We start from the raw sequence: 25,897 nt of genomic DNA, 5'->3' as shown, positions 1-25,897 counted from the left end.
GGAAGTGACACCGTGCTTCCAATTTCAAATCTTGCCTTCATTTCTTCATCATTCTTATCTTTGTCAATCGCTTTGCTTTTTTAAACGTTCTAACCCTAAGCCAAAAACGCCGATAAGGAACTCGCGCTTCTTCATCTTATTCTTTCCTTCATGGTTTCCCATTCTTTCACGTTCCTGTATTCATGAAACCCCAAAGGGGTTGTCTGCCGATATACTTCCACGAAATCCTTCCAGCAGACCAAGGCTCCAACGGAGCCGCAGCGTGAATATATTGTTATACGACGGTCAATACTTCAATGACTATTTTAGAAACGCTTCTTTCTTATACTTCATTTTCAATATTTAAAAAACTTGAATAAATGCATATATATGCTTTAATTTATTCATACTACTTTCACTTGATTCATTTTCTAGATTTCAGTTCAATTTGTAATTCATGTGCCTTAAGTCTTCGTTTTCCGCCATCTGTCTTTATATAAACTTCATCTTTACCATTAGCAAAAAAATATTCAGATTGATGTGGAAGAACAGTAACTTCAATAATATATTTATCAGTTACTATATTCATATTTTCATCATACAATTGAACTAATGAAATTGAACAAACTTGACTTGGAATAGGAGGAGTTACTTGAGAAAGTTTGTTAACTATTTCTCTTCTTAGTCTATCCCTTTCGGTATAGTTTAGCCGTACCCCCTTAACAATTCTATCATCACTAATTCCCCATAAAATTGTCCCAATTGTATCTCTCTCTACATTTAAATAAGCCACTACATATTGATCCACGACACTTAGAATTGAGTCTACAGGATTACCTCCTTTTACTTCTTTAAATTCCATAGTAATATTTTCCTCGAATTCAACTTGTGTATTTATAAGGTATTTAACTATTTTATTTTTATTTTTTAACGAGTTAAATATTCGATTTTCGATAAGAAGAGAATCGAAGAACCTATAATTAAAGTTTATATTATTTCTTTTTTTGTAATCTACTGAAGGTAATATTCTGATAGACTTTTCAAGATCTAAAGGTGGGACACGATAACCACTCATAGATATAATTACCTGCATTCGTTTTGACACTTCAATTATTAAATCCCATAGAGCTGAAGCTGAATGAGAATCAAGCATACCTGCAAATTCATCAATAATAATCAATTTTGTTTTATCTTCCAAGGCTATAGACAAATAAAACAATAGTTCTAAAATATACATGTCTCCGCCGGAATGAATTTTATACGAATTCTTAATTTTTGTTTTTTCAATACGATTAATTATCCTTAGTAATAAGTCCATCGAAGTATCCTTAATTTGAAATTGAAGAAGATGCTTCTTTATAAGTTCTATGTTGAATTCAGTCAAATTATTTTTATAATTGATAATATTCATTGATATCATTAGTTTTAAGACGAAATATTTTATTATTTGAGATATAGTGTGTGTGATTCTCAACATAAAATTTATTGTTTGTATAGCCTCGTATTAGTTCAACTTGACTATCTGGAAACTTAAATTTTAAAGAAAGACGCATTTCTTCTGTGTTTGTGTTATCGTTTACGGAAATTGAATCTTGTCCATAAAAAACTCCAACTATAGCTCCAAGCAATTGCGTCTTTCCAGAAGCATTTGGGCCGAGAATAATTGTTATATCTTTATTGAAGTTCATTTCAAATGTTTTAAATGGGCCAAAATTATATATATTTAGCTTCTCTAACATATTTCCTCCTGTTAAGTAAATCCAATCATTTTATTTTATTCATAAACCCCCGAAGGGGTTGTCTGCTGAAATTCCTCCGAAATCTATCCGGAGACCCAGGCTCTTAAGGAACCGCTGCTTGAATATTATGTTATACGACGGAATCACATCTTCGAGTTAACCAACATCCTCTTATACTATTCTTTCATTGGTCTGTTAGATGTTCCAAAAGATCTCCAGGTTGGCATTCCAATGCCGTACTTAATTTATCAATTACCTCTAACGATACATATTCATTCGTATTGAGCTTTGCCATCGTTGCAGATGAAATCCCCGTCATTCTCAATAAATCCTGCTTCTTAATCTCCCTGTCAATCAACAATTTTTGAAATGGTTTATAACTTATCATCTAGTATCCCTTCATATCTGAATTGAATGCTGCCACTCCATGTAGCTTCAACAAAGTATACCTACTGTCAATTTTTCCTCATGGATAACAGTAGACGATTGAACCCGCAGGTATTTCGTCTGGGGATATACTTTTACCCAAACATATACCGATATTTTTTTTACCGGCTATAGAATGGTTAATTTGAGTAGAGACAACTTCAAATATTTGCTCTTCCCCATCCGTTTTTTTGATGATAATCTGTTTACCGATCATCTCTTTGATTGTTGAAGGAAGTAGTTCATCCAACTCTTCATTAGCCCCCATAACGATGGTTCCGAATTCCGGAGTATCGAAGACTAACCCCACGCCAAACAGTATTTTAGTTTCCATTGTATGGCCTCCTTATCTCTGATCTATGAATAGCTCGCCTTTGACATCTCGCACTCTGAGATCGGCATTACGAAGTCTAACCATCGCGTCTCTCAATAAAGCATACCGTTCAGTAGAATTGAGTTCAGGAGCAAACCTTGCTGCCCGGATACTTGCCTGAGCCTCATCAAGAGCATAGTTTCTTTTGATGACTTCAGGAGGAAGATCATAAAGTGGGAACGATCTGCCTGCGATAGAAGCCTCATAGTGCCCAACAATCTCGTGAGCTAGTGTAGCATTCATTGAAATGCGTGTATTCGCACTCAAAGTCCCTACTCCCGGGGCTGCTGCTGGTAAGACATCCGTATTGATGACCAAGCGATTATACATCATGCCTGTATTCCAGGTATCATAATAACCAGGTTGTGCGATTAAGATATTTTCTTCGGGGAAATCAAGCTTGTTCAAGTAACTCTTTATCTCAATCTTTTGGTTATCCGTAAGCGGAAGCTCATTGCGTTGTCCGTCACTGAGAATCTGTCTAAAATCTACCGCGCCATCGTATTTGACAGGGGTATCGATATGTAGCTTAGGTTTGAAAACAGAGCTGACGCCTAATACCATACCACCTGTACCAAGCATACTTGCCCAATGTTCACTTGACCAAGCATTTGTAGGCAAAACGGCTTCCCTAATCGTTCCATGGACTCCAAATGTCAACCAGTTCAGTGTGTCTTGAGGCGACTCAAAAGCTTTGTCAGCTCGATCAACATACCCGTTTACGAGTCCACTCGGAATACCAAATGTCCAGTAATCCAGAAATCCGCCTACACTATCATATCTCTTCTGATATCGGTCGTCTGCCGATTGTATAAATGCTTGTCCTAGCTCTTTTAAACTATCTACAGACTTCTCAACTGCATTACGATCGTCTACACCTTCCTGTGGGCCACAAGCATTCGGTGGGGGTGGTAAACAGTTCATGTCTACTTGCCCTTCCGACTCGCGATCAGCTTGGAGAAATCGTTCTCCATGGTTATGTAACACAGTTGATATTGAACTCATAAGTGTGACAACTTCAGTCATAACAAGGTGTGACTTCTTGAAATCATAGTAGAACCTTTCTCTAGTACTCCCATCCCAGTTCGCTTCTATATCAGTCATGCTTCGTAGAAGACTTTCATTCATGTGTTGAAGAGTAGTATAAGCTGTATAGAACTGTTTACTAATTGCGAAAAGTTGCTCTGGCGTAATCATAATTCTCGTCATAGAATACCTCACACCTACTAACGAAATACTTAGTTTCTTAATTCAGGGAATATCTGGATTTTACCGTTCATTTATTAACTGTGTCAAATACCTGTAGCACTAAGCCAGTGAAGGATCTAAATTAGAGCCCTGATCATTTTTGTTGTTACCTTTGACTTTGTTTATATACTTGTCCAACTAATTTAAAGACAGCAGGTCCCGATAAGGAACTGCTGTCTTTATGTCTTTGTAATTGACCTCACTTAATATCACTTATATATAGGAGTCATCCGCAAGCCTTTGTAATGTTTGAAATATCTATATTTAGCTTCTGCCCATCTAAACATACAAATTCCACCCCACAACAAAGGCAGCTAATATAGCAGCCGAGATGCCGGACATGATGTACATCACCTTTTGCTTTTTGCTGTAATTGTTCTTCCGTAGTTTGAACATAAGCAAGCCAAGATACGCCACTGCTAGAACCACATAAAGTAGGTTAAACAATAAATTGATCCGTATCGAAGAATAAGCAGGATAATTTGGAAATTTCAACTTCGTTTGTAGGATGAAAAGATTAAGAAGGAGTGCCACACCTGCAAAGTTAATTGCAAGATGATATTTATTAAAATTAGTGTTAGGATTTCTTCGTTTATTTAGTTTATTAAAAAGCATCCGGATTACATAGCCGATCAAAGCAATTAAAGTGAAAATGGCGGCAATCAAAGCAGGAATAAAAGATATTTTAATCAAGTTTACCTTTACATTCGATATAGGCAAGTAATCAATGTAAGGAGTAAAGGAAATTTTATCAACAACACCATTATGCTCGACAACATGATAAGAACTACTTAATTCAGCTTTTGTGAATTTCCTTATATCAAGAGCCGTAAATAAATTAGTAAATTTAGATGCTGCCCGTCGTGCGGATTGAAAATATCCTCCCCCCTCCGAAATAATTCTATTAGAATTGACGTTATCACCAAAAATTTCTTTGATAAGTCCATAATAATAAATTTCCTCAAAAGACTGGTTTGTCATGACGACCATCCCAAATTTAGATTCGGGATCAAAGACAACTTTGCTGGAGAATGCTTTCAAATTCCCCTCGTGCATCAGTGTAGGCACCCAGTATTCCATCTCAACAAACCCATGCGCAAATCGCGGAGTAGAAGTCCCGTCATAATAGAGACTTGTCGACAACATTTCGTTTAACGTATCCCTGTTCTTAAATAATACATTGCTATCATCTACAGGCATCAGCGCTGCAAGGAATTTGCCTAAATCTTCTGCTGTCCCAATCGCTGCCCCGGCAGGATAGAATGTTACGTATCCTCTGTTCTCAGGGATCAGTTTCAAATCTTTCGTATACCCTTCAATCTCATTCCTTCTTTGTACTAGGTCTGGATGATCTTGTCCCGTTGGATGAATTGAAGTGTCGTTCATATGAAGCGGTTCGAAAATATGTTGATTGACATATTCATAAAAAGGTTGGCCACTTATCTCTTCCACGATGTAACCAGCTAGACCAACGCCGTAGTTCGAATAACCCACTATGCTATTTGGTTTATAGATCTGTTTCGGCTCATTTCTACGCAGTGTTTCTCCTAATTCTAACGTTTCATCCTCAGAGTAATAAAACACCTCGGCCGCTGTTTGATCTTCCCAACCCGCATTGTGATGCATCAGGTTCATTAGCGTAATCGGATCATCATATTTCAGCTTTTTGAAAAATCCCTCTGGCAGATATTCCTGGATATCCGTTTCCAAATCAAGCTTTCCTTGTTCGACAAGCTGCATCACACTCGTATAGACCAACAGTTTCGATATGGAAGCCCATTCAAAAACAGTAGAGGTATCCGCCTTTCGCTGATTCTCAATATCTGCGTAACCATATGCCTTATTCACAATGGTTTCACCGTCTTTGATAGCCACAACCGAAACGGCAGCGGTATACTTCTCAAACGAGGCAACATAAGCATCAATCGTTTCCTCTAACTTGGATAAAGGAATTCTGGATGGTGTAGTCTCAACCTGTTTCTCATCAGCGTGGGCAGGTACTGCTATTGCCATAATGATAAATATGAATGACAGAACACAAGCGATTACTTTGTTAACCGTGTGATGTCCACGATTCATCTGCATTAGCTTCTCTCCTTTTATATGAAATGATAATTACATCTCTTGTTTTCGAGTATGCGTTTTCAAAAGAGTCCTCACGAATCTAAATTATTCTTAAATACAATTACACTCCATTCAGGACAGAGGCCGAAGAATTTGACCTTTCCAATTAACGATGTTTATTTCTTTATCTTTCAAGAGGCACCAATCAATGATTTCACCTATTAATTTTGGCGTGATGATCTCATCGCTCCATTGCGGTGTTAGTACTCTTCTGTATCCTATATATTCTGTTGTCCAGCCTTCGAATTCTTCTCCGATGATGACTATATATGGGGTCTTGTTCTTAATACTATGTTGTCCCACTTCATAAGTGACAATTAACTTCTTATCCTCAGAAACGATATGTAATTTGATTTTCCCTTCATCGTCTATATCCGGTTCAACATACCAATAAAATAATCGATTGGAGCGAACGATTTTACGTTTATATTTTTTTCTTACGCCCATAACGCACCTCGCATATTTCTTTTTCCTTTACTCGCAGTATTGGGTCAGTTATCTAAGACATAGCTAGAGTAGCTTTGGGATCTGTTATAAGAATCACACTAAGATTAAGGAGTAGTACTTTTATAGAAATCAATTACTTTATCAAAGATTTCGATTTCTCGTTTTTTTATGTCCGGTAATGTTTCGCAATGCTTTACAATATGATGTATATTATCTGCTACAGTCTCTGCTTTATGAATCCCCACATATCCTGGTACCAGTTCATTAAGGTAATGGAAGTATCTCATTTGAGGTTCAATCATGCACAGATGTTTATCAAAATTTCTTCTGGATCTTGTCTGATCCATCTCCTTTCGCTTGCGTAGCTCAACTTCTTCAGCCCAGAATAGTACATAAGCATCCGGTAATGATATTTCATTCTTCAATAACTTCTCTCTAAAAAAGTTCGCTGTTTCATCTAAAGATAGGTGTTCAGAACCATATATCCAGCTGTACCAAATCTTAAATACATCGCCATCCAATATCACATACTCATGTTGTTGATTCTTCTCATATCCTATATGCCATCTATCGATTTGTCTCTCCAGCAACCACATCATAAGTTCCTTACCGTCAAGTTGAGGAGATTCAAAAAGGAACCCTGTTTCTGGAACTATAAATGCATCATATTGTGTAGCGAACTGCTGACAAGTGGTACTTTTACCTACAGAACTGGCACCTTCGAGACAAATTATCGTCATTCAATTACCACCAAATATTACTCACCAAATGATTAATCAGCCTTCACTGGCTCTTAAGCGATCATGTTGAATTTATATTAGACTATGTATTGTAGATTTCTTTGATCCTTAGCCATGTTTCATACCAAAATGTTTTTCGTTTAAGAGGTTTTATTACCTTAATCTCGACTTCTTTTCGTTTCAAATAAACCGTGCCATCCACTTCAATAAGTCTATCGCCAAATGAAAATACAATATCCTTGCAGTCTTTGTGATAATGGGTCTCTCTTGTTTCTGACCACTCCGCTTTTTCAATAGAATGTCGTTTTCTCATTATTTAAAATCCTCCTTTAAGAAAAACACCACTATTTTCAACAAAAAGGATACTTGTCCCACATCATAAACACTTTGTTATCCGATATTGATGAGCCTTAAGGTTCGTTTATTCCTACATAATGTTATCTAATGTCCATTCCTTCAAAGCGTGTCTTACAAACTTTATTTTCTTATTCCAATTTTTCATCATTATATGGATTTGCATACAAATCAACATCAATTTCAGCATGAATCATATTAACAAATTCAATAAAATCAGAATCGAAATAAAGAGCAGGCGTTTTCCCCTCTTCTATTCTTATTACAATGAAAAATTTTGTTCTTAATTGATGTTCAATTCGAATCGAGTTGATCTCTTTTACTTTGTTTCTTAACATATCGACTACTTTTATTAATTGGTGATTTACATCTAATGATTCTTCATAATCCGTACCTAATGTCCATGATGTTTCTTTTATTCGATGCTTTTTGTTAATTATGTCGCCTTTGTAAGCCGTATTGGTAGGTTCGATTCTAAGTATTGAAGTTACATGATTCGGATCGAATTCATCCCCAAATAAACAAAAATAGGCCATCACTTTGGTTTTGTCTTTCAGGAGTTTCACCTCTTTAAGAATTGATGTATGGATTTTTTAGAAATAATAATTAATCAGAAAATATATACCAAGCGAATTCCTCATTTACTCCATAAACTCTTAATATCTTCTACTATAGTTTTTGAAATATGTTTGGATGAATCCTGCGGATACAACCATACTGTTACGATAAGAGTTAAACATATCGTTAATCCTAGAATAACTCGCCCAACAACTCTAAATCTGGTGTATCTAAGCAAATAATAAACTAAACTAGATGAGATCAGAATAATCACACCATTCATCAAAAAGGTCATGGGCAAGCTTATAATCCTGCCTAACCCGGTGTTAGGATATTTTAATAAAAGTAAAATCTCTAATACTACAAATGGAACTGACAGTAGAACAATATAAAAAAAATGACTTTTGAATTTTCTCTCCACCACTGAACTCACCTACTCTAACTCTTTTAATACAATTGCACATAGCGTTCTTGTGTTTACGAGCCCGAGAACCCTAACTGACCAGTAATTATTCTTTCTTCCATTGATGTGATTCGTGTAGTTTACCAGTTTCATAAAAATACTTTAGCACTTCAAGCATGGGTATTAATTCTATACAAATGTTATCGCAATAATTTCCTAACTGACCACCAATAACTAGAGAAATTTCACTATTTCCCTGCTTATCATTCATAAGCGTATATATATGTTCATCCATTGTAATAGACACTACAAAATATTCCGGTCCGCCTCCAACTAATGCTGAACCTGTGTCAGATACCTCAAAAAAAACTAATGTAAATTTATCTCCATCGAGTTTTTTCAAAAAACGTAAACTGTCTGCCCATGTAGGGTTCATAACTATCTCTTCATTAAATGTGGTCCCATTCCGTTCATCAATGCTAATAGAGTTTATCATTTTTTCTTTTTATCCTTCTTAGATCATTTTATTGGTTTAGATCCTCCACCTTGAATGCTTCACTGTAGATTTTACGCAGCTCAGTGGAGTTATCATGCCACTTAATGGGTTTACCATTGATGATTTGCACCAATACATCCAGGCACCTGTGCCATCCTGCGGCGGTATTCACTGCCCATGAATCTCACAGCCTCGTTCATTCATCACATATATCCATCTTCAGGTTCACCAACATCAAAACCCAACACTTTTGTAGCTTCCAACTTAAATGTTTCTATCCATGCATTCCAATCATTATCATCCATCTGTGCATAAAATGATAATCCACTAGCCTCAACGGATGCTTCAATGAAAACATCATCCTCTTCAGTTCCGAACCAATATGGAATTTCACTTTTATAACCAATCCACCCTGGCATCCGCTCATATACTTTAGAAACTTTAGCCCACACCTCATCAGGCAGGTCATATCTTATATTTAGATTGCAATTATGAGAGCTTAAGTTGTTCATTTACATTCTCTCCTTCTACCTTAGACGTATATCAAAATTCATCCTCTATTTTTATGTAAAGTACTACAACTCTTCCACCACTTGCTCAAAGTTGTATCTCTTGGTCCTTATAGACTTTTTTCGTTTATCGTTTACCAAATATCTTCTCCCTTTAAGATTTCTTTTGTGGGCTGGTCTACAGCTAACCAAGTAGAAATATCCTCTTCTATTTTTCTCTTCCAAGCTATTAAAAAATGTACTTGGCATATCTGGTGGGAATTAATCTCTGTCATAGATACTTCAATGCCTTGATCAGAATGTAAGACAAAACTACACTTCTCAAAAGCAAAGTTCAAAGCAAGAGATTTAGGAGTCCTATCACCTTGTTTTCTTTTTCCCATTATCAGTGGTTCTTCTTGGGTTCCTATGTGTAAGCGGTACTGTTCATTCTCATATTCGACAGCTTCAAGATTTTCTCCCGTGTCAGATCCGTAATCTTCCCAGCTGTATCCCTCTTTCCACAAAGCAGAAAAGCTACAAGTGCTTATCTGATGATATGCATTGGGTTTGATTCTAAATACGGCTCCCCAGCATTCGTCTACTTCCTGAGGTGAAGAAAGATTGTGGTTCAGATTACAGAGCACTAACTCGCAATCAAACGAGTCGTAGTAATATTGGTAGAGCAATCCGCCATGTTTGAGCTGAGTACAGTGAGTAGGAAAATAACATTCGCCAGAGGCAGCAAGTGAAAGTTCAATTGTTCCAAGAGGCGTATATATTGAAGGTTTTATAAGATCAGTATCTTGAATTAAAGCTTCTTTTCCACGAAAAAGCTTCATTATGTCCCTCCTTATAGTCTTTCACTTAAGCGTCCAGAACTAAACATAAGCGGTTTTAGGAAAAAACCTCTTTTCAAATTTTGATTTATTAATTTCTGGAATGTTCCAGCATCACGACGCCCCCCTTTAGATAGCCCTTATCTTAGGGAATGGATGTACCTGCTAATCCATTCCACAGAAATATTACGGGCAGATCAAAGGGCGCAAGCCCCTACGCGGGAATATGATATTATACGAAACCAATTTTAATTTAATTTGAACTTGTATATTCTGAAATTTTGTCAAGTGGCCCTCTTGCTATCGCATAAGACTACAGAGGTCTCAATTTGTCTTTCTGGAACATTCCAATAGGTATTTAATAGCTTTTTCTTCTCATCAGGTGCTACCAGTTTAAAACCATTCTTTAAGTAAAATTTCTTAGCCCATTCAGCTGAGTCCCATGTCCCTATTAAGATCGGTTTATTTGTTAAAGCCACCATATGAGTTAAAAGCTTCGTACCTATTCCGCTATTCCGTTGGTTTGTTCGTACATATGCGTGTCTAATTAAACATACATCACCCTTATCTTGAATTCCCATAACTCCTAATAATTGATTTTTTTCTTCAAACCCCCAAAATACTACACCATCGTTCATTTCGCACTTTAGCTCTTCCAATGTCATATAAGGCTCATGATACCTATCGTCAGGAATTACTCCTTTGTATGCCTTTGCTGCATCATTAATAATCTGATACATTACATCCGTATCCATGCTTTTACACAATCTAATCACGTAATTGGCCTCCTTATGGTTTGATGTCGTTTCGTAGATGCTAACCCACCACCGGCTTAAAAGCACCCGAAAGGGTGCGGCTGCATGAGCACAGTTAGCTGGTGCGGGGTTATCCGCCTATATCCATAGTCTCTCACGAACTCATTATAGATTATATTTCGTTTTCATTCTTTCATATAATTTATAATCCGTATTTCGATTTACAATCTCTCCAATTAACTCTTTCCATCTGTTTTCAATCCACTTAGGACTTTGTTCTTTCAGAATATCCTCGTTAAATTGACTATCGATATACTCCAAATCTTGTTTAAGCACTCCAATATCCTTAATCAGTTGATTTCTCGATTCTTTTTCTAGCGATATCTTATTCGATAAAATTTCGCCTATGATTTCTACTCTTATATGCGTATACATATCTCTAAACACATTATAGATTAAATAAGTTGATGATAATTGATCTTCCCTGAAGTCGGATTTCAGAAAGACAAATGATTCTTCACCAACTTTCAAAGATACCGCCACATTTCCTAAGGCATGTATGACTGTTTCCTTCGAAGAGCCGTCCTCTAAGCTTTTTATCACATTATCTAAATTAAAGATTGATTCTTTTATACCCATTTGAGTTCCATGATTTAGTTTAACCGTGTATTCAACTTCTTGATTATCTTTGTACGCTTTGAATTGATAGTTGAAGTACATGCTTATTACCAATCCAACCATTAGTATGATTATTGCAATATTTTTTCTCATTAAGTCACCTCCTACTTGTGCCTGAACTACGTATATGATAACCCATATTGTTACAATTGCGAAGGTGAATTGGCTAATAAGGGAGATTTATTAGTTTTCTCAACCCCTTATCCAATCGATCCAATAGGCTTTGAATACGCTGAATATATGCAGGGTTGTACAGGACGCGAGTATGCAGTGGAACCTTCCGTATAGTAATAAAACAAAAAGGCCCTTCTTTATCCCATGGGGAATCCGACGACCTTCCGATGCATTTGGAACATATCAACTTTAAAAAAGGTAGAGCGTACCAACTTTCGCTGCAAGCGGGCTAGCGCCAGCAACTACCTATCAAGCCAACAACGCCTGTTCAATCTGATCCACTATCCCATTAATACCTGTCGGCCCATAACAACCGATCCATGTTGCGGCATCGACCGAGTGTATGTGCTGGCCTTCATCCGTATCGAGCATCCCCCAGACACGTTGCTCGGTCGCAGATATCCCATCCTGCATAAACTCATTACTCAGCAAAAAGTAGTGGCTAGCCTGTACTGCAGGTAATCTCTCAACCGAGATATGATAGGCCGTGTCGGTGGTATCTGCCACAAATAACGGAACGGGCAGACCCAGATCCCGGTACAACACAGCGCCTGTGCGATGAGCAGCAGAATGGACGCGCACGAGGGAATCGAGTGGACGAATCAATGCCACACTTTTTCCTGCCAGTACGGAGGACAATTCCTCGGATAGCAAAGCTGTTCGGCGATGATAATCCGCGATAATCTGCTTGGCCTCTGCTCGCTTGCCTGTCAGTTCACCGAACAGACTTAGAATGGTCTGCCAGTTTTCGTTACGCTTGAACATGAGTACTGGAGCGATTCCACTTAACAGTTCATGGTGCTGATCATGCACCTCGGTGCAAATAATCAGATCCGGCGCAAGTCGCTCTACCGCCTGGAGATCGGGGTATTCATACGTACCAAGTAATGCTGTATGCTGGAGTCCTGACCGGAGTGATTGAGGGAACGTTAACACGGTACTTCCAAGTCCGACACTTCCTACCGGAGACAAGCCCAGTGCAAGCAAATGATCAGCATATTGCACATCGAGGACAGCTATACGCTGTGGTATTTCGGTGACGGTGTACTCCCCGCGCATATGGCAGATGACCGGGCCTTCGGCTGATTCATAGGAAGAAGCTGTGCGATGTTGCAGCAAAGCATTCGCATAGTCTGCATCTCTTCTCGAAGCGGCGGCATGCCGGTAATGTAGCGGTGGGACGCCATTATATTTTTTAAATGCCCTACTGAAATAATACATGTCGCGGTAGCCCATTTTTTCAGCAATTTCCCCAATGGACGCATCCGTATGACGCAGCATGCGTGAGGCACTTTCCATACGCAGCTGAATGACGTATTCCATCGGTCCAAGCTGCTTCTCTTGTTTGAATCGTCGCTGCAGCTGTCTTACACTACAGCCCGCCAGGGCTGCCAGCTCTTTTAGCTCCAAGTTTTGACGATAGTGCGATGTGATATAAGAAGCGACTACATCCACCATGTCGGACTCCGCTCCCCCTTGACCCCGTTCATACTCCATGATCAGCTCGTAGATCATTCCTTGAAGCAAAGCGTTGGCATAGAAACGTTCCAGTCCTTCACCGCGGCGCCATTTGACAACGATTTTTTCGGCGTTTTCGATCCATTCCGCATGGGTTGCCGAGTTTTGAACAAATGACCTGCGCAGCGGGTGCTTGCGATATGAAGGCACAACAAGAGAGGCACCCTCTATGGAAGAAGCCTTGTACATAATGACAATATAATGAATGTCCTCTGATCTGGCCGTCAGCGTAAAGGATGATCCATTCACCACATGACAGGCAAAAGAAGCTCCAATGTGGCAACCCTCGCCATCTATTGCAAGCTCCCCTTCCCCTCCATATGCCAGCACCAGCACATTTGAAGTTAAATTCGTTTCGTGTAAAACGCTGCCTGTCTGCAAAGTACCGCTATCCCCGTCAAGCATCTTGATCGTTGTATCACTCCATAGACTTGTCTGTTCTTGCAGCGGCATTTTTCTCATCTCCTGACAATCACATAGGCATAATCATTGCTGTTGTTATTGTAGTTGAGATTCTTTCTCATTGTCAATTTTCGGACTCGGCACACCTCTTCGTCATGCAGCTCAGGCAAAGCAATGGTCAGAACACTATGAGGGAAACGAATATTCAGTTGTTAGGCGAAGATTCAGCAATGTTGATCAAAGTCTCGTTAATCCCCAGCAGTATCCAATCATTTAATAGGTTTCACATATTTTTAACTTGTCTGTATAACAATTACATGTATAATGGTGGTAATTAGAAGGAGGTGAATACATATGAAAAAATTAGAGATTAAAGAATTGATTTCTAAATCGGAGAAACTGGCTAAAGTTAATGATATGTGGTATTTTGTCAGATCTGGAGAGGGTGCTTGGATTGTAGGTTCAGGAGGCGGAAGCAAGTAAAATGTCTTTTCTGAATCTGTGAATTCCATAAAAGCTAAAACTCAAATTAGTGGTTGAGTCATCTAAAGCTCCAAGCTTCTTCATCAATTTTGATACATACGGGAATTACTCATGTGAGCTCTGGCACAATTTGCGCCTGAAGACTGCCAACCACTAATTATGGGGTCTGGCTACTTTATTAGGAATTATTTAGTAGGAATTTCGAGCGACTGTGTATGAAATAACGCTTTTACATCTCACTTCATTTAAGAACGGTAGAAAGGAAATGTTCATGTATAACAATGCGGTCATAAACCTGGGAGCGAAATGTAACGCAGCCTGCGCTCATTGCTGCTTTTCTTGTTCTCCAGCCTCGACTCAGTCTATGGAGCCAAATTACATAAGACAACTTGCCCATGAATTGGCTGAAAATAAAAAAGTAAACTTGATTTCATTCACAGGTGGAGAAATTTTTTTGAACTATCCATTTTTACAAGAGCTATTAGAAATTATAAAACCTCATCAGAAGAGAATCACCCTTATTAGTAACGGCTTTTGGGGTATGAGTAGAAAAAAAACAGAACAGTATTTTAACGACATGGAGTATTACAATGTGACCAATCTAACAATAAGTTATGATGAATTTCATGAACCATACGTTAAAGCAGACGCCATTAAAAATATACTGGAATGTAGCAGAGACTTCTCTAATACGAGCGTGGCGCTAAATATGGCTGTAACAAAAAGTAAAATGTCTAATCGTATATTAGAATATATGGGAGAATCTTTGCTTGGGATCAGAGTGACAAAGTTCCCACTCATGCCAGTTGGAGAAGCAAAACATGAAGAACCGGACAGCTTTCAACATATTTATAAACTCAGTAACGAAAGGAGTTTGCATTGTCCTGGATTTGAAGTCGTGTATCATTTTGATGGTCAAATATATCCTTGTTGCTCGCCAGCGGTATTTGATACCAAATTGCATTTGAGAGAAAGTATGGATCAAACGTTTGACAGAACCATTGAAAAATTAAACGCCAATCTTCTATTTTACATTATGAGAAAGGAAGGGTTTAAATGGTTTATTGATATAGTTCAGAGCAACCCTGAATTTAATCATATTAAAATTCCGGAACAATTTTCATCAATATGTAACATTTGCAATATTTTATTTAAAACGGAAGAGAATATTGATTTGTTAACACCATATATGATGAATTACTACGAGAATATGGTATGAAGCAGTGTTTTACGTTTGAAAACGAAGAATATGAAATTTTTGTAGAAAACGAAGTCTTTGTTAAAGATAAGTGCAAAAAAGAATTTTATAAGACAAGTATTATCCATTTAAATGAAACTTTAAAGGAGCAGTTGACCGAATATAAGAGTAAAATTAATTCTGTGAATTTCACCATTTATATCACAATTTTTTTAATACTACTTGTGTCTAATCTTTATTTTATTCATTTTTTCGGTTATAAATTCCCTGGGTTTGAACATAACCTGAAAAACTATTTCATTTTTGCTTCTTACATGATTTTTAATGTCTTTATTCATGAGCTAGGCCACATAAAATCCATGAATTTTTTTGGGCGGAAGCATAATAAAGTTGGATTCAAAATGAACTTTTATGTTTTTCCTTCTTTTTATGTTCAACTAAACGATATTTATATGTTATCCAAAAAAGAAAAGCTCATTGTTCATTCAGCAGGTATTTACATAAATTTATTCATTATTTTAACGTTCCAGATCATCAATACGTTATTCTTGAAAATGGATATATTGTCGGTATCATATATTTTCTTCTTTTTAGCATTATTATGGAATGTGATCCCCGTGTTGAACTCTGATGGATATAAAATTTTACTTACACTCCTAAATAAAGATGAATTTGAAAACTCTAAGAAAAATCATTTGATTATTAAAATAATTCAGATTATTGGAGTTTTACTAGCTATACGTTCAGTATTATTGTGGTTTTAAAAGAGGAGGAATTCATGCCATGGTTTTAGATATAAGTGGCTATACGTTAAGAATCAAAAATAATCTCTTGCTTGATCACGCACATTTACATTTTCAACCAGGGAGTGTCAACCATATTGTAGGGAAGAACGGTGTGGGGAAATCCAGATTGGCGAAAGACTTTATTCTAAATAAGAGCGGTTTTTTCCCGAAACAACTATCCTCAAATCTAACCGTAATCTCAAGTTATTCTAATATACCTGAAGATATTTCCGCAAAATTGCTTTTTAAGATATTAATTAAAAGATATGATCGGATGATGTTGGATCAGCTTAGTGATTTATTGAATATTGAAAATATACCATCCAACATTCTCATTAAAAATTTAAGTGATGGACAGAAACAGAAGCTTAAGCTGGTATCATTTCTTTTAGAAAATAAAGAGATTATCATTCTGGACGAGATCACTAATTCTCTTGATAAAAAAACAGTCAATGAGATTCACCAATTTCTTAATATCTATAGCAAGCAGCATTCAAACAAAATCATATTAAACATCACTCACAATTTATCAGATCTCAAAAACATCGAGGGAAGGTACTTCCTCTTTCAAGACAAAAAACTAGTGCAATACGAGGACAAAGATCAACTAATAAAAATATATATTGAGGACTAGTGACTATGATTGAATTTGCAAAAAGCCTATTTAATAAAGTATTTATGTTTCTGGCACTTATTTTTGTATTGTCGTTCTTAATCGGTTGGTTCCTTCCTATTGGAATTGATAAAGTTACATCTCTAAGTTATCGAGAGTATCTCTTCAGTACGTATACTGTGTTTACTCAATTTGGATTTTTAATGTTCTCGTTTATCATTGCATTCTTCGTTAATAAAGAATACTCTAATAAAACCATTCTGTTTTATAGATTATTATCGTATGACAGTCTTAGATTTTTTTTGAATAAAGTTGCTGTACTTTTTATGGAATCGCTTATTTTAATTACAATATTACTTTCATTTGTATCTATGATGTACAAGGATTTTAGCCTGTTTTTTCTTATGGTGTTTTTGTTGACGTCTGTAGTCACACAATATATCCTCATTATTGGGACAATCAGTTTGCTTTCATCTAACATCTTGATGAGTATTGGTTTAAGCATCTTATACTGGATATTAGGTGTCGTTTTAGTAGCTAGTTCTGATAAATTAACATATGTTGCTGTATTCGACGCTTCGAATCTCCTTTATTCCCATATTGACCAAGTGTTTGTACAAGGGAGCAATTTCATTTCTCTAAGTAATGTATTAACGGTTATTGTCTATAATGGTATCTTATTTGTAATGAGTGTTCTGATAAGTAAACTGATGAACAAACGTTGGTTAAAGCTTGGAATTGACTAAAAAGTTGATGTACAAGCTGGACTTTGTGGCAATCTGATATCAACTCTTTTTACACCATTATATGGATAGTCCCATCAAAACATAAAGGTTGCGTATTTCTGAACCCTAACAGTTTTCTGCTGTGATTCCTCTCCGAAACTGATCTGGCCGTCAGCGTGTACGATGATCCCTTCACCACATGACAAGCAAAAGAAGCTCCAATGTGGCAACCCTCGCCATCCATTGCAAGCTCCCCTTCCCCTCCATATGCCAGCAGCAGCACATTTGAAGTTAATTCCGTTTCGTGTAAAACGCTACCTGTCTGCAAAGTACCGCTATACCCGTCAAGCATCTTGATCGCCGTATCACTCCATAGACTTGTCTGTTCTTGCAGCGGCATTTTTCTCATCTCCTGACAATAGCAAAGGTAAATTTGTTGCTGTTGTCATTTTAGTTGAGATTCTTTCTCATTGTCAATTTTCGGACATTTGAGACAATATTCGCCTGACATCTGGTAATAGAAACAGCAGGTAATTCGCTCGCTTTTGGCAACATGCACATTGTCCTTACAATCGGTGAAGCGGGTTAACGGATTCTTCCTCTCACCAAACACTTCCCCGGATGCCACCTGCGTCAGATATGAAAAGTCCTCTCGAATGATCTTACTTTCCTGCTCAGTCTCGGCTTCATCAGGAGCGAATAGTCGGCCGATACGTACCATGATATTCTCCCAGAGAATACTCATCGAAAGTGGCGCAATCGCAGCAAGCGTCTTTAACAGCGGTGTAAGTTGTACTGCAAACATCTCCTCGACCACCTTTTCCCGCCACACTGCCCTGTCTCCCGTTAGTCCTTCAGCCTGAAGTCCATTCACCGCTAGAAAAGGAAATCGTGTGCCGCCCTCATGATCTGAGAGCGCCGGATGATAGAGAAAGCTGTTCTCCAGCTGAAACGAAACATGCTGATGATGAAAAGTCATCGCGGTCACCAGCGGAGCCGTCCACAGATAGCCAATTCGCTTGGCTAACATGGAAGCGGCAACCTTCATGTCAGGAGCATCGATGTACTCCTGAAACCAGCTGATGTACTCTCGGCATGCCGCTTCGTCATGCAACTCACTTAGAGCAATGGTACGGACACTATGTTCAGGTGGCTCACCGAGCAAGATCGAATAATCCTCCACTGTCTCTTTCCATAAGTCTGTCGAGAGATATGGGTTCATATTAATTCGATCCGAGCAGGGCTTCCGATGCCTGATCTACAATAAGATTAATCGCAAGAGGTCCGTAATATGCAATCCACAATGTTGAGTTAACGTCATACGTGCGGTTATTTTTCACAGCATCAAGGGACTTCCACACGGGATTACTTAACATAGCCTCTGCCTCTGCCGCAAACAGCTCATCCGACAGCACAAAATAACGATCTGCCTTAATATCAGGGACTTTCTCCATCGAGATCTCAACAGAAGTATCATCCTTGATTCCCTCAACAAGTGCAGGCATTTTCAAACCCAAATCCTGATACAGAATGCCGCCTGTGCGATGCTCGATACCATGAACACGAATGCCTTCTTTTCTCGGACGAATAAGAGCTACCGTTTCATCGCCCATCTTCTCCGCCAGCTTAGCCTTCAGTCCAGCAACTTTCTCTTCATAGGCTGTACGCACTTTCTCCGCTTCGTCCTGCTTATCTGTAATCTTAGCAACTGTGGCTAACGTATCACGCCAGTCTTCGTAGAAGTCCAGTACGAGAGTAGGTGCAATTTTGCTTACACTCTCATACTGCTTCTCCTGGAAATCCGTCATAATAATCAGATCCGGGTCCAAGGCTACAATCGCTTCCAGATTAGGCTCGTCCCGTGTACCCAGAACCTGTACATCACTCGGCTGATCGCCTAAGTATTCTGGATAATCGGTATTACCTCCAGCGATAACACTGCCAGCCGGCTTCTCACCAACCGCTAACATTTGATCCAGAAACTTAACATCAAGGACTGCAATTCTCTGTGGTTTTTCGTTTAGCGTCAGCTCACCCTTCATGTGTGTGATCGTTACGGGAAAAGCTCCGTCCGTCTGCGTTTCCGCATTCGCAGCTGTCTCCGCTGGCGTTGCCCCAGATTGTTTACCGCTATCTGTACCTGTTGCGGCACCGCAAGCCGTCAGGACAAGAATAAGGGCCAACATCAAGCCCATGAATAATCGTGATTTGTGAGCAGCATATGCCTTGCTTCCGGCAGCCTGCCTCTTTGTTCCTTGATTCATGATGAATCCCCCTTATGTATAATACTGATAATGATTTTCATTATCGAAACATAAAGAGAGTATATACGATCTACGCATCGCGTTACCATGTACTTTTGCGACATTTGAGCCGGACTAATGCGACATGGTGCGGAGAAAGGCAATAGCTTCTTGGAAGAAAATAAACCATGCTTCTTGTGCTCAAACCGGAGAACGGGCAATCGGTTTCATGGCAGCGAATCGTGCTTATGTTTAGTGTTGGTTACGGATTAGAGTAATGGGATAAGAGCATAATTCAACTGTTGAAAAGCGCGTAGGATCTAGAACAAAAAAACCCAACAAAATTTGTTAGGTAAAAACCACTTGTATATGTATCTTATTATCCGAAACGCACTATAAATAGGTCTCATTCATTACTATAATTTTCAATAATGTAATTCTAATATTTTCAGATCAATTATAAAATTTTGTTGTTTCAGAATATCCAATCCGAGAAGCCCTTTATGTTCTTTAGGTAATATGCCTACATCTATTTCTATATTCCCAATGCTTTTTGTTCCTATTTCAATCCTGTCCATGACTTTGGTGTAGAAAGGAATACTTCCTCCAATCCCGTATGCTTCATATATCGAATCGCCGGTTTCATAGGTCACACCGACTTCCTCTAAAAGATCGTATGTGAGGATCCTGTATCTATAATTACATCATCTATTCTTAATACTCTGCCTCTAAATGTAATGGTGAGTGACGTTGTAATTAACTGACCATCATAGTTAATTTTCATTCGTATTACGTCTCACTCTCATTAATGGATCTCTGCGAAGGTTGATCACAAAGTCTTGATTTGAAGTATGATACACGACGTTACCAGGCTCTACTTGAAAAAACTCTTTATTTACATCTCGTTCTGATATGGTTCGGATTGGTGCAACTTCATCTACTATTTTTTTGTTATCTTCCTCATGATAATGAATGATAGAAACCAGAACAAATTGGTCAGGGAACAGTTCTCTAACTTCTTGCCATTTCATGTGTTCTACCTCCTGTTATTGAGTTAGTTCTACTTTCTGTAATTTTAACATATCTCCTGATCTCATTTTACCGTATTCGAGACGTCTGACTTGACCAGATGTGGTTTGCTGGAATAACCCACCATGATCTATCTTATACTGTTTTTGCATTAGAGGTCTCCGATGAAAATCCAGTTTCTCTAACTCTCCATTTCAAACCGTGTTTGAAGCTCTTTAACAAATATCTCAATGGGTTTTTTATAGTCGATGGGTTTATACATAGATCTATTATTCCTCATATGCCGTTCATCTTTATCACGAAAATCATTATCTTCAACTTCAAGCGTCTTCATCACAAGCATGATTTCATTCATGGTACTTATAACACTTCGACTATCGGTTTTGGTGATCATGCTCTCATTACATTTTTCCAAATAATAGTTCACCAGGTGGTCAGGAAGTTTCTCAACGGCCAAATAGTCCTCTAAATTCTTTTTAAAGATTCCTGCCAGTTTATTCGCTTGATTCGTTCTAATCCCATCGACAGTCAAGCTTAATCTGGACAAATCATTCATAAACACATAGTGTTTTCTGCCATACAACGTGAAGAAGTTTGCATGCCAACTAAAGAAGTCATCGCTGTCTTGGATGGTTTCCGGTTTGGCATGAAGATCTTTTAATGTGAGTTGGGTTGCTTTGAAAATAATCATGCTCGACTCCTCCTTACTCCTTAAGCTGATTATAAACTACTTCAAGCGAACTATATCCAAATTTGTTTGCAAAATACAGACTTTGTCTTGAGGTCTAATCCTCCATCTCCAATTTTTGACCACCTTACCAGCCTTGGTCTTGAATTCATTTCTTTTACGGTGTTTTTACCTCTCTTCTGCTTAATTTCTTAAATGCCGAGTATTCCTGATCAGACTTCATATAACTTAATATCTTTTCCGCACATGCAGCTGAGCTAAGCTCTTCCGTATTCACTTCCAGATCATATTCATCATAGGAGTAGATGTAATCAAACTGGGAATGGGCAAGTCCAATCTCGCGGTCTCCCCTGCTCTGCTCTCTTCTGGTGAGTTCCTCTTTCGAGCACTGCACGCCTACAAACAATATCGGATAATCCGATAGTAACTCATAAAAATCATTAAACCACTTGTCATTGCTGATGACTGTATCCACGATGACATTCAAACCCATTTCCGAAAATAGCTTAATGGTTGCACAGTACATCGAATTGATGGGATCGAACAGGATATCGGTCATCACATGGTGTTCCACTTCTCTTGTTGGTTTCATATCTGGATATGTATTGTCGATAAACTGATCATAATTATGCAGAAATTGATCTACAGATAGATGATGAAACGGAATGTCTCCCTGATTTTTCATTTCCATCGCAATGCTTGTCTTCCCCGAACTTGACGTTCCGTTCAAAAATATAATGAGTCCTCGTTCCATATTGATCACCCTTATCATTAAAATTGGAAAACACTGTTCTGCCGAATTACCACTCTCTCCATTCTTCCGTAATGTCTTCATCCTCCTGGATGTCTAATCCAGCCAGTCTAGCCGCCTTGTCTATAAAATCAGCCAATTCTTCACGTTCCATCGTCTCAATAAAATAACCATTGGCCTCATTCATTTCATTAAACCTAAGCACAACTTCTTCTACAGCCTTCATCATGCGCTCAGAATCTTGCGTTTCTTGTAATGCTATTAATTGGTGCAAATATGTATCTAGGGCTTGATCAGACATGAGTAATCTCTCTTCTGTGAAAAGCTCATCTCCGCCTTCAATCATTCTCTCATTCCATAGTTTCGTTGGTTTTCCAAGAAACAAGTTTTGTAACGTCATTGGAATCACTCCCCTGTAACCAAAATTATGAACAAGCGTTCTCGCTTACTCACTTTCATTCGCTCCATAGCCTTGTCACGTTCTCTAATTCCATCTCGTCAAATTGTAGTCGATAAATGTCCGGTTTCTTGGTTTGATTCATAAAATCCAATCCGTAACTCGAATCAAAGTAATTCATCATCAACGTCATTACATGTCCGTGTGTGCCGATCGCCACTTTTTCACCCTTGTATTCTTCTAATATCTGTTTCAACACGCCCACTGCTCTACTCTGGCAAACCGTGTTCGACTCGCCCCCTGGCAATGCATAATCCGGGTCATCGAACATCTTCTTCGAAGCAGGCTCAAACTCTTCATCCGCAATCATATCATCTGAAAAATGCCTTTCCCGCAGATCCTCCATGATCTGAATATCTAATTCTAACGCTGCTGCCACACCCTCTAAGGTCAGAATAGCCCTGGCATAAGGACTTGAGACAATGGCATGTATTCCTTCATTCGTTAATATTTCCGTTATTCGTTCTGCATTCATCTTGCCCTGTAGGGTAAGCCCCCTCGTTCTTTCCGTTCCTTCCGTATACGGTGACTCCGCATGCCTTACCATATAAACGATGGTCTTCATAGGACCCCCTTGAATTTCTTTTATCAAAATTTACTGCCCTCTTTAATCTATTTCACTTCTTTATCAAGACTAACGTCAAATGTTAAAGTTATCGATTTTTGTCTAAAATCATTGGGTATCACTTTAATCTTCACGTTTAGATGTATAGATTCAGGCAAAGTCATTTCAGTTATATTCTCATAACCGATGAAGTAATAATGCTTTTCGTCCAGTTCTATCAAACCTCCACCTGTTGAGCCAGAAGTTGAAATCAAATGTCCGTCACGATAAAGCTCACAAGCAATATTATATTCCTCCAAACTAAACCCTTTCACTTCATATCCAATCTTGATTTGATTTTCCGTATAATCAGCATTTCGTAAACTGATCGCACCACCATCCACCATTTGGGTCTGAATTGCAATATTTGCCTCAGGCATCTCCGGTTTCTTTAATAGATAGCCTACTTTTAGGTACCATATAACTCCTAATACAACTACAGCAAGTACAATTATAGCAATAATAATCTTCTTCTCTTTTTTATCCATAATCCATACTCCTTACATCGGAACACTCTTAAAGTTCTTTCCAAACCTGTATTTCAAATAATACATTATCCCTGTGCGATCAACATCTGGGAACTTCCTTGGATCATCCACCCCATTATCCTATAAATATATTGTTAATTCTGTGTCGATCATAATCTAGAATCCAATCGTTATATTCTGTATAGATATCCGTTAGTGCTTCTTTTGATGCTGAAATCACATCGCAACCTCTATCATCATAGATATGAAATATCGTTTTCTTACTTATATTAATGAAATACACCCTATGATATATCTTTGGCTTAATTCCAACCTCATGATTACATATAGCTTTGATTAACTGATTATATCTCAAGCCCTCAACTCTACATTTAGTCCAATACCTATACATGTTGTTCCTTGGGTTTAGGATGTCATCCGGTTCACAATCCAAACCTGGAAATATCTCAAGGCTCAAGGCTCTAATCGGCCCTTTCTTCTTGATATATTTTCTGTACAGGTTCAATTTTTCCACTTTGTGTTTAAGCTTATCTGCAAAATAAGCTTGAGTTATTAATAGGACTTCATCTTCTTGATCATGAAGAGCTTTAAATAATTCGAGTGATCGATGATACACTTGTTCCATGTAATGCTCTGTATTCATTCCAAACATTAGTGGATTGCCAAGTTCGAATCGTATTGCAACATCCCAATTATAAAAAAGAGGCGGTTCTAAGGTCAGGTTTGGAAAATGCTCTGCCAGGTACGTCTTCAGATCCATTCTGTGGCCTCCAAGTTCACTTTAAAGATGAATGCCAGATTAAAGAAGGTATCCGTCTCTTCAAAGGTTTGCGGTTTTATATTCAGATCTTTTAATATTAATTGGGTTACTCAACCCCCCAACGCCTTTTCAGAAATATTAACCCCAGAACATTCCGTTATGACCTTCGTCCACGATCTTGAGCTGTGTTTCAAAATCTTCGTTCGGATCGATATCATCGATGTAATACCACTTTCCTTTACTGTCCTGCCAATACACTTTCCATACCTTCTCATCCATTCTGAATTGTGCTACCGGCATCTGTACCCATTGATCGCTTTGAAAGGCTTGTCTTTCTTCAATCAACGTCACATGGTTGCCTCTGATTTTATAACTAATCTTTATCTGACTTTTCACATGCTCAGGTACTGCATTTTCGGTGTAATGGTCCATAATCTTTTGAATGCGTTTCTTCGTAAAATCATCCATGTTTTCTAACTATCCTTCCTTGATCCATTTTGTTTTGATTATATCATGTTGTTTTCTCCGATTTGAATGATGCTTTACTTGTAAAAGAAACCGGGACACGGCTTGTGCAAGGGCAAGCTGTGTAAGGGTGAGGTGCTGCGCCCAATGGGGCAGTACCTCACGGAGTTGCACCGAGTGCATCAGCGCGGTGCTCATGCTGCCATCTCGAGCACGCTTCCGTGATGGCAGCACTTGGTGCATCCACCGTTGCTACGCTGTGTGATGCACGCCACAAAGCGCCACGACCCCATAGCCGTGGCGCTTCCCCCTGCTGCATGATGCATTCGGCCATGCAGCTTGTGTTACGCTGCTGCGTCCCATAGGCGCAGCAACTCTCGGGGAAAGCGCCGCGTCAATGATCGCGGTGCATCCCCCGAGGTAGCTGATTGAAAATTATGTTATACGTTGTCAACGAATTCTTCGCAAGTGCATTCTTTTTAGACTATCAAATGCGTGAATACGTGTTAGAGCCCCGCTCCTTTGCGATCGCTCGTGAGTTTTTGCCCTGCTGGTGGAGGATTTCTTGCTGCGTTTGGTTATGCTAAGATGTGTGTAACTCATGGTGGATTCTCCCTGAGTGAATGGTGTTGTGGTGACTTCATTCTACACGAATCCGGCCATGGACCCTTTTTTATTTATTTCCAATAGGTGTCGCACTTCATATTACAATACGTTGTCGAGTTTATGAAAGATTTGCTGCACAGGATTTGGAAAGTGAGATCTAACGGAGAGATTGGCTTGCGCAGTAAGCGAACTATCGTAAATGCTAAGGAGACTAATACAAAGACGGAAACATTCAATGGGTACCGCTTAGAGTTGAAGGAG

The 25,897-nt window shown here is 38.5% G+C and carries 33 protein-coding genes and 1 pseudogene; 4 read left to right on the top strand and 30 right to left on the bottom strand.

Translation table 11 applies throughout. The annotated features are described in order from the left end of the window. Positions 1-403: 403 nt before the first annotated feature. The 17 genes and pseudogenes from NST38_RS07985 to NST38_RS07905 form a co-directional block, all read right to left on the bottom strand. Positions 404-1,297 carry an AlbA family DNA-binding domain-containing protein gene (locus tag NST38_RS07985; RefSeq protein ID WP_341343900.1) on the bottom strand — a complete coding sequence of 298 codons (894 nt, stop codon included), beginning with the start codon at positions 1,295-1,297 and terminating at the stop codon, positions 404-406. A 73-nt stretch (positions 1,298-1,370) separates the two neighbouring features. Next, on the bottom strand, positions 1,371-1,718 hold the full coding sequence (locus NST38_RS07980) for an AAA family ATPase (protein ID WP_341343899.1): 348 nt from the start codon (positions 1,716-1,718) through the stop codon (positions 1,371-1,373). A gap of 184 nt (positions 1,719-1,902) precedes the next feature. Continuing rightward, entirely contained in the window at positions 1,903-2,106 is a 204-nt protein-coding gene (locus tag NST38_RS07975) for a helix-turn-helix domain-containing protein (RefSeq protein ID WP_338708094.1), read from the bottom strand. A 78-nt stretch (positions 2,107-2,184) separates the two neighbouring features. Continuing rightward, positions 2,185-2,478, bottom strand: coding sequence for a hypothetical protein (locus NST38_RS07970; RefSeq protein ID WP_338708093.1), 294 nt, complete (start codon positions 2,476-2,478; stop codon positions 2,185-2,187). Positions 2,479-2,490: 12 nt separating this feature from the next. After that, positions 2,491-3,441, bottom strand: a complete 951-nt coding sequence (locus NST38_RS07965; protein WP_341344277.1) for a WXG100 family type VII secretion target — start codon at positions 3,439-3,441, stop codon at positions 2,491-2,493. Positions 3,442-3,468: 27 nt separating this feature from the next. Next, positions 3,469-3,714 (bottom strand): annotated as a pseudogene (locus NST38_RS07960) (WXG100 family type VII secretion target); the annotation flags it as partial. Positions 3,715-4,044: 330 nt separating this feature from the next. Then, on the bottom strand, positions 4,045-5,850 hold the full coding sequence (locus tag NST38_RS07955; protein ID WP_341343898.1) for a serine hydrolase domain-containing protein: 1,806 nt from the start codon (positions 5,848-5,850) through the stop codon (positions 4,045-4,047). 111 nt (positions 5,851-5,961) lie between these two features. Further along, positions 5,962-6,336: a hypothetical protein gene (locus NST38_RS07950; RefSeq protein WP_341343897.1), complete on the bottom strand. Its 375-nt coding sequence runs from the start codon at positions 6,334-6,336 to the stop codon at positions 5,962-5,964. Positions 6,337-6,440: 104 nt separating this feature from the next. Further along, positions 6,441-7,076 carry a chloramphenicol acetyltransferase gene (locus tag NST38_RS07945; protein WP_341343896.1) on the bottom strand — a complete coding sequence of 212 codons (636 nt, stop codon included), beginning with the start codon at positions 7,074-7,076 and terminating at the stop codon, positions 6,441-6,443. Positions 7,077-7,158: 82 nt separating this feature from the next. Continuing rightward, on the bottom strand, positions 7,159-7,389 hold the full coding sequence (locus NST38_RS07940; protein WP_341343895.1) for a hypothetical protein: 231 nt from the start codon (positions 7,387-7,389) through the stop codon (positions 7,159-7,161). 172 nt (positions 7,390-7,561) lie between these two features. Then, a complete protein-coding gene (locus tag NST38_RS07935) occupies positions 7,562-7,996 on the bottom strand; it encodes a DUF4279 domain-containing protein (protein WP_235193760.1) in 435 nt (144 codons plus the stop codon). A 501-nt stretch (positions 7,997-8,497) separates the two neighbouring features. Further along, entirely contained in the window at positions 8,498-8,887 is a 390-nt protein-coding gene (locus NST38_RS07930) for a hypothetical protein (protein ID WP_341343894.1), read from the bottom strand. Positions 8,888-9,090: 203 nt separating this feature from the next. Continuing rightward, positions 9,091-9,399, bottom strand: a complete 309-nt coding sequence (locus NST38_RS07925; protein ID WP_341343893.1) for a hypothetical protein — start codon at positions 9,397-9,399, stop codon at positions 9,091-9,093. 131 nt (positions 9,400-9,530) lie between these two features. Continuing rightward, positions 9,531-10,217 carry a hypothetical protein gene (locus NST38_RS07920; protein ID WP_341343892.1) on the bottom strand — a complete coding sequence of 229 codons (687 nt, stop codon included), beginning with the start codon at positions 10,215-10,217 and terminating at the stop codon, positions 9,531-9,533. Between the two features lie 281 nt (positions 10,218-10,498). Next, on the bottom strand, positions 10,499-10,990 hold the full coding sequence (locus NST38_RS07915) for a GNAT family N-acetyltransferase (RefSeq protein ID WP_036669356.1): 492 nt from the start codon (positions 10,988-10,990) through the stop codon (positions 10,499-10,501). Between the two features lie 144 nt (positions 10,991-11,134). Beyond that, positions 11,135-11,740, bottom strand: coding sequence for an oxidoreductase (locus tag NST38_RS07910; protein ID WP_341343891.1), 606 nt, complete (start codon positions 11,738-11,740; stop codon positions 11,135-11,137). Positions 11,741-12,070: 330 nt separating this feature from the next. Then, the gene (locus NST38_RS07905) at positions 12,071-13,792 is read right to left on the bottom strand and encodes a helix-turn-helix domain-containing protein (protein WP_341343890.1); all 1,722 of its coding nucleotides are present in this window, start codon (positions 13,790-13,792) and stop codon (positions 12,071-12,073) included. Between the two features lie 303 nt (positions 13,793-14,095). On the opposite strand from NST38_RS07905, the gene NST38_RS07900 reads away from it, so the two are divergent. From NST38_RS07900 to NST38_RS07885, 4 genes are all read left to right on the top strand, one after another. Beyond that, complete coding sequence (locus NST38_RS07900; protein WP_036669347.1) at positions 14,096-14,224, top strand: epipeptide YydF family RiPP; 129 nt, start codon at positions 14,096-14,098, stop codon at positions 14,222-14,224. A 271-nt stretch (positions 14,225-14,495) separates the two neighbouring features. Beyond that, on the top strand, positions 14,496-15,443 hold the full coding sequence (locus NST38_RS07895; protein WP_036611077.1) for a YydG family radical SAM peptide epimerase: 948 nt from the start codon (positions 14,496-14,498) through the stop codon (positions 15,441-15,443). Continuing rightward, positions 15,440-16,186: a peptidase gene (locus NST38_RS07890; protein WP_341343889.1), complete on the top strand. Its 747-nt coding sequence runs from the start codon at positions 15,440-15,442 to the stop codon at positions 16,184-16,186. Before NST38_RS07895 ends, NST38_RS07890 begins: the two co-directional genes overlap by 4 nt. Before the next feature lie 19 nt (positions 16,187-16,205). After that, a complete protein-coding gene (locus tag NST38_RS07885) occupies positions 16,206-16,841 on the top strand; it encodes an ATP-binding cassette domain-containing protein (RefSeq protein ID WP_036669344.1) in 636 nt (211 codons plus the stop codon). A gap of 774 nt (positions 16,842-17,615) precedes the next feature. Here the strand turns inward: NST38_RS07885 and NST38_RS07880 are convergent. The 13 genes from NST38_RS07880 to NST38_RS07820 form a co-directional block, all read right to left on the bottom strand. Further along, a complete protein-coding gene (locus NST38_RS07880) occupies positions 17,616-17,945 on the bottom strand; it encodes a hypothetical protein (RefSeq protein ID WP_341343888.1) in 330 nt (109 codons plus the stop codon). A 45-nt stretch (positions 17,946-17,990) separates the two neighbouring features. Beyond that, positions 17,991-18,767, bottom strand: coding sequence for an IucA/IucC family C-terminal-domain containing protein (locus NST38_RS07875; RefSeq protein ID WP_036610604.1), 777 nt, complete (start codon positions 18,765-18,767; stop codon positions 17,991-17,993). Between the two features lies 1 nt (position 18,768). Beyond that, positions 18,769-19,809: an ABC transporter substrate-binding protein gene (locus NST38_RS07870; protein ID WP_036669341.1), complete on the bottom strand. Its 1,041-nt coding sequence runs from the start codon at positions 19,807-19,809 to the stop codon at positions 18,769-18,771. Between the two features lie 404 nt (positions 19,810-20,213). Then, the gene (locus NST38_RS07865) at positions 20,214-20,441 is read right to left on the bottom strand and encodes a hypothetical protein (RefSeq protein ID WP_235193759.1); all 228 of its coding nucleotides are present in this window, start codon (positions 20,439-20,441) and stop codon (positions 20,214-20,216) included. Between the two features lie 120 nt (positions 20,442-20,561). Next, positions 20,562-20,819 carry a hypothetical protein gene (locus NST38_RS07860; protein ID WP_036669338.1) on the bottom strand — a complete coding sequence of 86 codons (258 nt, stop codon included), beginning with the start codon at positions 20,817-20,819 and terminating at the stop codon, positions 20,562-20,564. Positions 20,820-20,998: 179 nt separating this feature from the next. Beyond that, complete coding sequence (locus tag NST38_RS07855; RefSeq protein WP_036669337.1) at positions 20,999-21,508, bottom strand: DUF6933 domain-containing protein; 510 nt, start codon at positions 21,506-21,508, stop codon at positions 20,999-21,001. A gap of 154 nt (positions 21,509-21,662) precedes the next feature. Continuing rightward, complete coding sequence (locus NST38_RS07850; RefSeq protein ID WP_036669335.1) at positions 21,663-22,259, bottom strand: chloramphenicol phosphotransferase CPT family protein; 597 nt, start codon at positions 22,257-22,259, stop codon at positions 21,663-21,665. Between the two features lie 46 nt (positions 22,260-22,305). After that, positions 22,306-22,656, bottom strand: coding sequence for a hypothetical protein (locus tag NST38_RS07845; protein WP_036669332.1), 351 nt, complete (start codon positions 22,654-22,656; stop codon positions 22,306-22,308). A gap of 55 nt (positions 22,657-22,711) precedes the next feature. Next, positions 22,712-23,278: a histidine phosphatase family protein gene (locus NST38_RS07840; RefSeq protein ID WP_036669545.1), complete on the bottom strand. Its 567-nt coding sequence runs from the start codon at positions 23,276-23,278 to the stop codon at positions 22,712-22,714. Between the two features lie 47 nt (positions 23,279-23,325). Beyond that, entirely contained in the window at positions 23,326-23,805 is a 480-nt protein-coding gene (locus NST38_RS07835; RefSeq protein ID WP_036669330.1) for a hypothetical protein, read from the bottom strand. 115 nt (positions 23,806-23,920) lie between these two features. Further along, positions 23,921-24,565, bottom strand: coding sequence for a DUF3885 domain-containing protein (locus NST38_RS07830; RefSeq protein ID WP_036669326.1), 645 nt, complete (start codon positions 24,563-24,565; stop codon positions 23,921-23,923). A gap of 138 nt (positions 24,566-24,703) precedes the next feature. Further along, the gene (locus tag NST38_RS07825; RefSeq protein ID WP_341343887.1) at positions 24,704-25,033 is read right to left on the bottom strand and encodes a DUF3024 domain-containing protein; all 330 of its coding nucleotides are present in this window, start codon (positions 25,031-25,033) and stop codon (positions 24,704-24,706) included. 157 nt (positions 25,034-25,190) lie between these two features. Continuing rightward, the gene (locus NST38_RS07820; RefSeq protein WP_341343886.1) at positions 25,191-25,364 is read right to left on the bottom strand and encodes a hypothetical protein; all 174 of its coding nucleotides are present in this window, start codon (positions 25,362-25,364) and stop codon (positions 25,191-25,193) included. Positions 25,365-25,897 lie beyond the last annotated feature (533 nt).

The sequence above is a fragment of the Paenibacillus sp. FSL H8-0104 genome, from assembly GCF_038050215.1.
Lineage (GTDB): Bacteria > Bacillota > Bacilli > Paenibacillales > Paenibacillaceae > Paenibacillus > Paenibacillus amylolyticus.
The sequence above is the reverse complement of the archived record's forward strand: the minus strand, read 5'-3'. Positions and strand labels throughout refer to the sequence as shown.

What these genes read in the sequence shown, in the direction of transcription:
- NST38_RS07890 (WP_341343889.1), top strand. Translation starts at nt 15,440, where the DNA reads ATGAAGCAGTGTTTTACGTTTGAAAACGAAGAATATGAAATTTTTGTA.
- NST38_RS07900 (WP_036669347.1), top strand. Translation starts at nt 14,096, where the DNA reads ATGAAAAAATTAGAGATTAAAGAATTGATTTCTAAATCGGAGAAACTG.
- NST38_RS07835 (WP_036669330.1), bottom strand. Translation starts at nt 23,805, where the DNA reads ATGGATAAAAAAGAGAAGAAGATTATTATTGCTATAATTGTACTTGCT.
- NST38_RS07945 (WP_341343896.1), bottom strand. Translation starts at nt 7,076, where the DNA reads ATGACGATAATTTGTCTCGAAGGTGCCAGTTCTGTAGGTAAAAGTACC.
- NST38_RS07980 (WP_341343899.1), bottom strand. Translation starts at nt 1,718, where the DNA reads ATGTTAGAGAAGCTAAATATATATAATTTTGGCCCATTTAAAACATTT.
- NST38_RS07820 (WP_341343886.1), bottom strand. Translation starts at nt 25,364, where the DNA reads ATGGCCGAATGCATCATGCAGCAGGGGGAAGCGCCACGGCTATGGGGT.
- NST38_RS07875 (WP_036610604.1), bottom strand. Translation starts at nt 18,767, where the DNA reads ATGAACCCATATCTCTCGACAGACTTATGGAAAGAGACAGTGGAGGAT.
- NST38_RS07870 (WP_036669341.1), bottom strand. Translation starts at nt 19,809, where the DNA reads ATGAATCAAGGAACAAAGAGGCAGGCTGCCGGAAGCAAGGCATATGCT.
- NST38_RS07985 (WP_341343900.1), bottom strand. Translation starts at nt 1,297, where the DNA reads ATGGACTTATTACTAAGGATAATTAATCGTATTGAAAAAACAAAAATT.
- NST38_RS07880 (WP_341343888.1), bottom strand. Translation starts at nt 17,945, where the DNA reads ATGCCGCTGCAAGAACAGACAAGTCTATGGAGTGATACGGCGATCAAG.
- NST38_RS07910 (WP_341343891.1), bottom strand. Translation starts at nt 11,740, where the DNA reads ATGAGAAAAAATATTGCAATAATCATACTAATGGTTGGATTGGTAATA.
- NST38_RS07850 (WP_036669335.1), bottom strand. Translation starts at nt 22,259, where the DNA reads ATGGAACGAGGACTCATTATATTTTTGAACGGAACGTCAAGTTCGGGG.
- NST38_RS07920 (WP_341343892.1), bottom strand. Translation starts at nt 10,217, where the DNA reads ATGAAGCTTTTTCGTGGAAAAGAAGCTTTAATTCAAGATACTGATCTT.
- NST38_RS07860 (WP_036669338.1), bottom strand. Translation starts at nt 20,819, where the DNA reads ATGAAATGGCAAGAAGTTAGAGAACTGTTCCCTGACCAATTTGTTCTG.
- NST38_RS07845 (WP_036669332.1), bottom strand. Translation starts at nt 22,656, where the DNA reads ATGACGTTACAAAACTTGTTTCTTGGAAAACCAACGAAACTATGGAAT.
- NST38_RS07925 (WP_341343893.1), bottom strand. Translation starts at nt 9,399, where the DNA reads ATGAACAACTTAAGCTCTCATAATTGCAATCTAAATATAAGATATGAC.
- NST38_RS07905 (WP_341343890.1), bottom strand. Translation starts at nt 13,792, where the DNA reads ATGCCGCTGCAAGAACAGACAAGTCTATGGAGTGATACAACGATCAAG.
- NST38_RS07830 (WP_036669326.1), bottom strand. Translation starts at nt 24,565, where the DNA reads ATGGATCTGAAGACGTACCTGGCAGAGCATTTTCCAAACCTGACCTTA.
- NST38_RS07885 (WP_036669344.1), top strand. Translation starts at nt 16,206, where the DNA reads ATGGTTTTAGATATAAGTGGCTATACGTTAAGAATCAAAAATAATCTC.
- NST38_RS07895 (WP_036611077.1), top strand. Translation starts at nt 14,496, where the DNA reads ATGTATAACAATGCGGTCATAAACCTGGGAGCGAAATGTAACGCAGCC.
- NST38_RS07930 (WP_341343894.1), bottom strand. Translation starts at nt 8,887, where the DNA reads ATGATAAACTCTATTAGCATTGATGAACGGAATGGGACCACATTTAAT.
- NST38_RS07840 (WP_036669545.1), bottom strand. Translation starts at nt 23,278, where the DNA reads ATGAAGACCATCGTTTATATGGTAAGGCATGCGGAGTCACCGTATACG.
- NST38_RS07955 (WP_341343898.1), bottom strand. Translation starts at nt 5,850, where the DNA reads ATGCAGATGAATCGTGGACATCACACGGTTAACAAAGTAATCGCTTGT.
- NST38_RS07825 (WP_341343887.1), bottom strand. Translation starts at nt 25,033, where the DNA reads ATGGATGATTTTACGAAGAAACGCATTCAAAAGATTATGGACCATTAC.
- NST38_RS07950 (WP_341343897.1), bottom strand. Translation starts at nt 6,336, where the DNA reads ATGGGCGTAAGAAAAAAATATAAACGTAAAATCGTTCGCTCCAATCGA.
- NST38_RS07965 (WP_341344277.1), bottom strand. Translation starts at nt 3,441, where the DNA reads ATGAACTGTTTACCACCCCCACCGAATGCTTGTGGCCCACAGGAAGGT.
- NST38_RS07940 (WP_341343895.1), bottom strand. Translation starts at nt 7,389, where the DNA reads ATGAGAAAACGACATTCTATTGAAAAAGCGGAGTGGTCAGAAACAAGA.
- NST38_RS07855 (WP_036669337.1), bottom strand. Translation starts at nt 21,508, where the DNA reads ATGATTATTTTCAAAGCAACCCAACTCACATTAAAAGATCTTCATGCC.
- NST38_RS07970 (WP_338708093.1), bottom strand. Translation starts at nt 2,478, where the DNA reads ATGGAAACTAAAATACTGTTTGGCGTGGGGTTAGTCTTCGATACTCCG.
- NST38_RS07975 (WP_338708094.1), bottom strand. Translation starts at nt 2,106, where the DNA reads ATGATAAGTTATAAACCATTTCAAAAATTGTTGATTGACAGGGAGATT.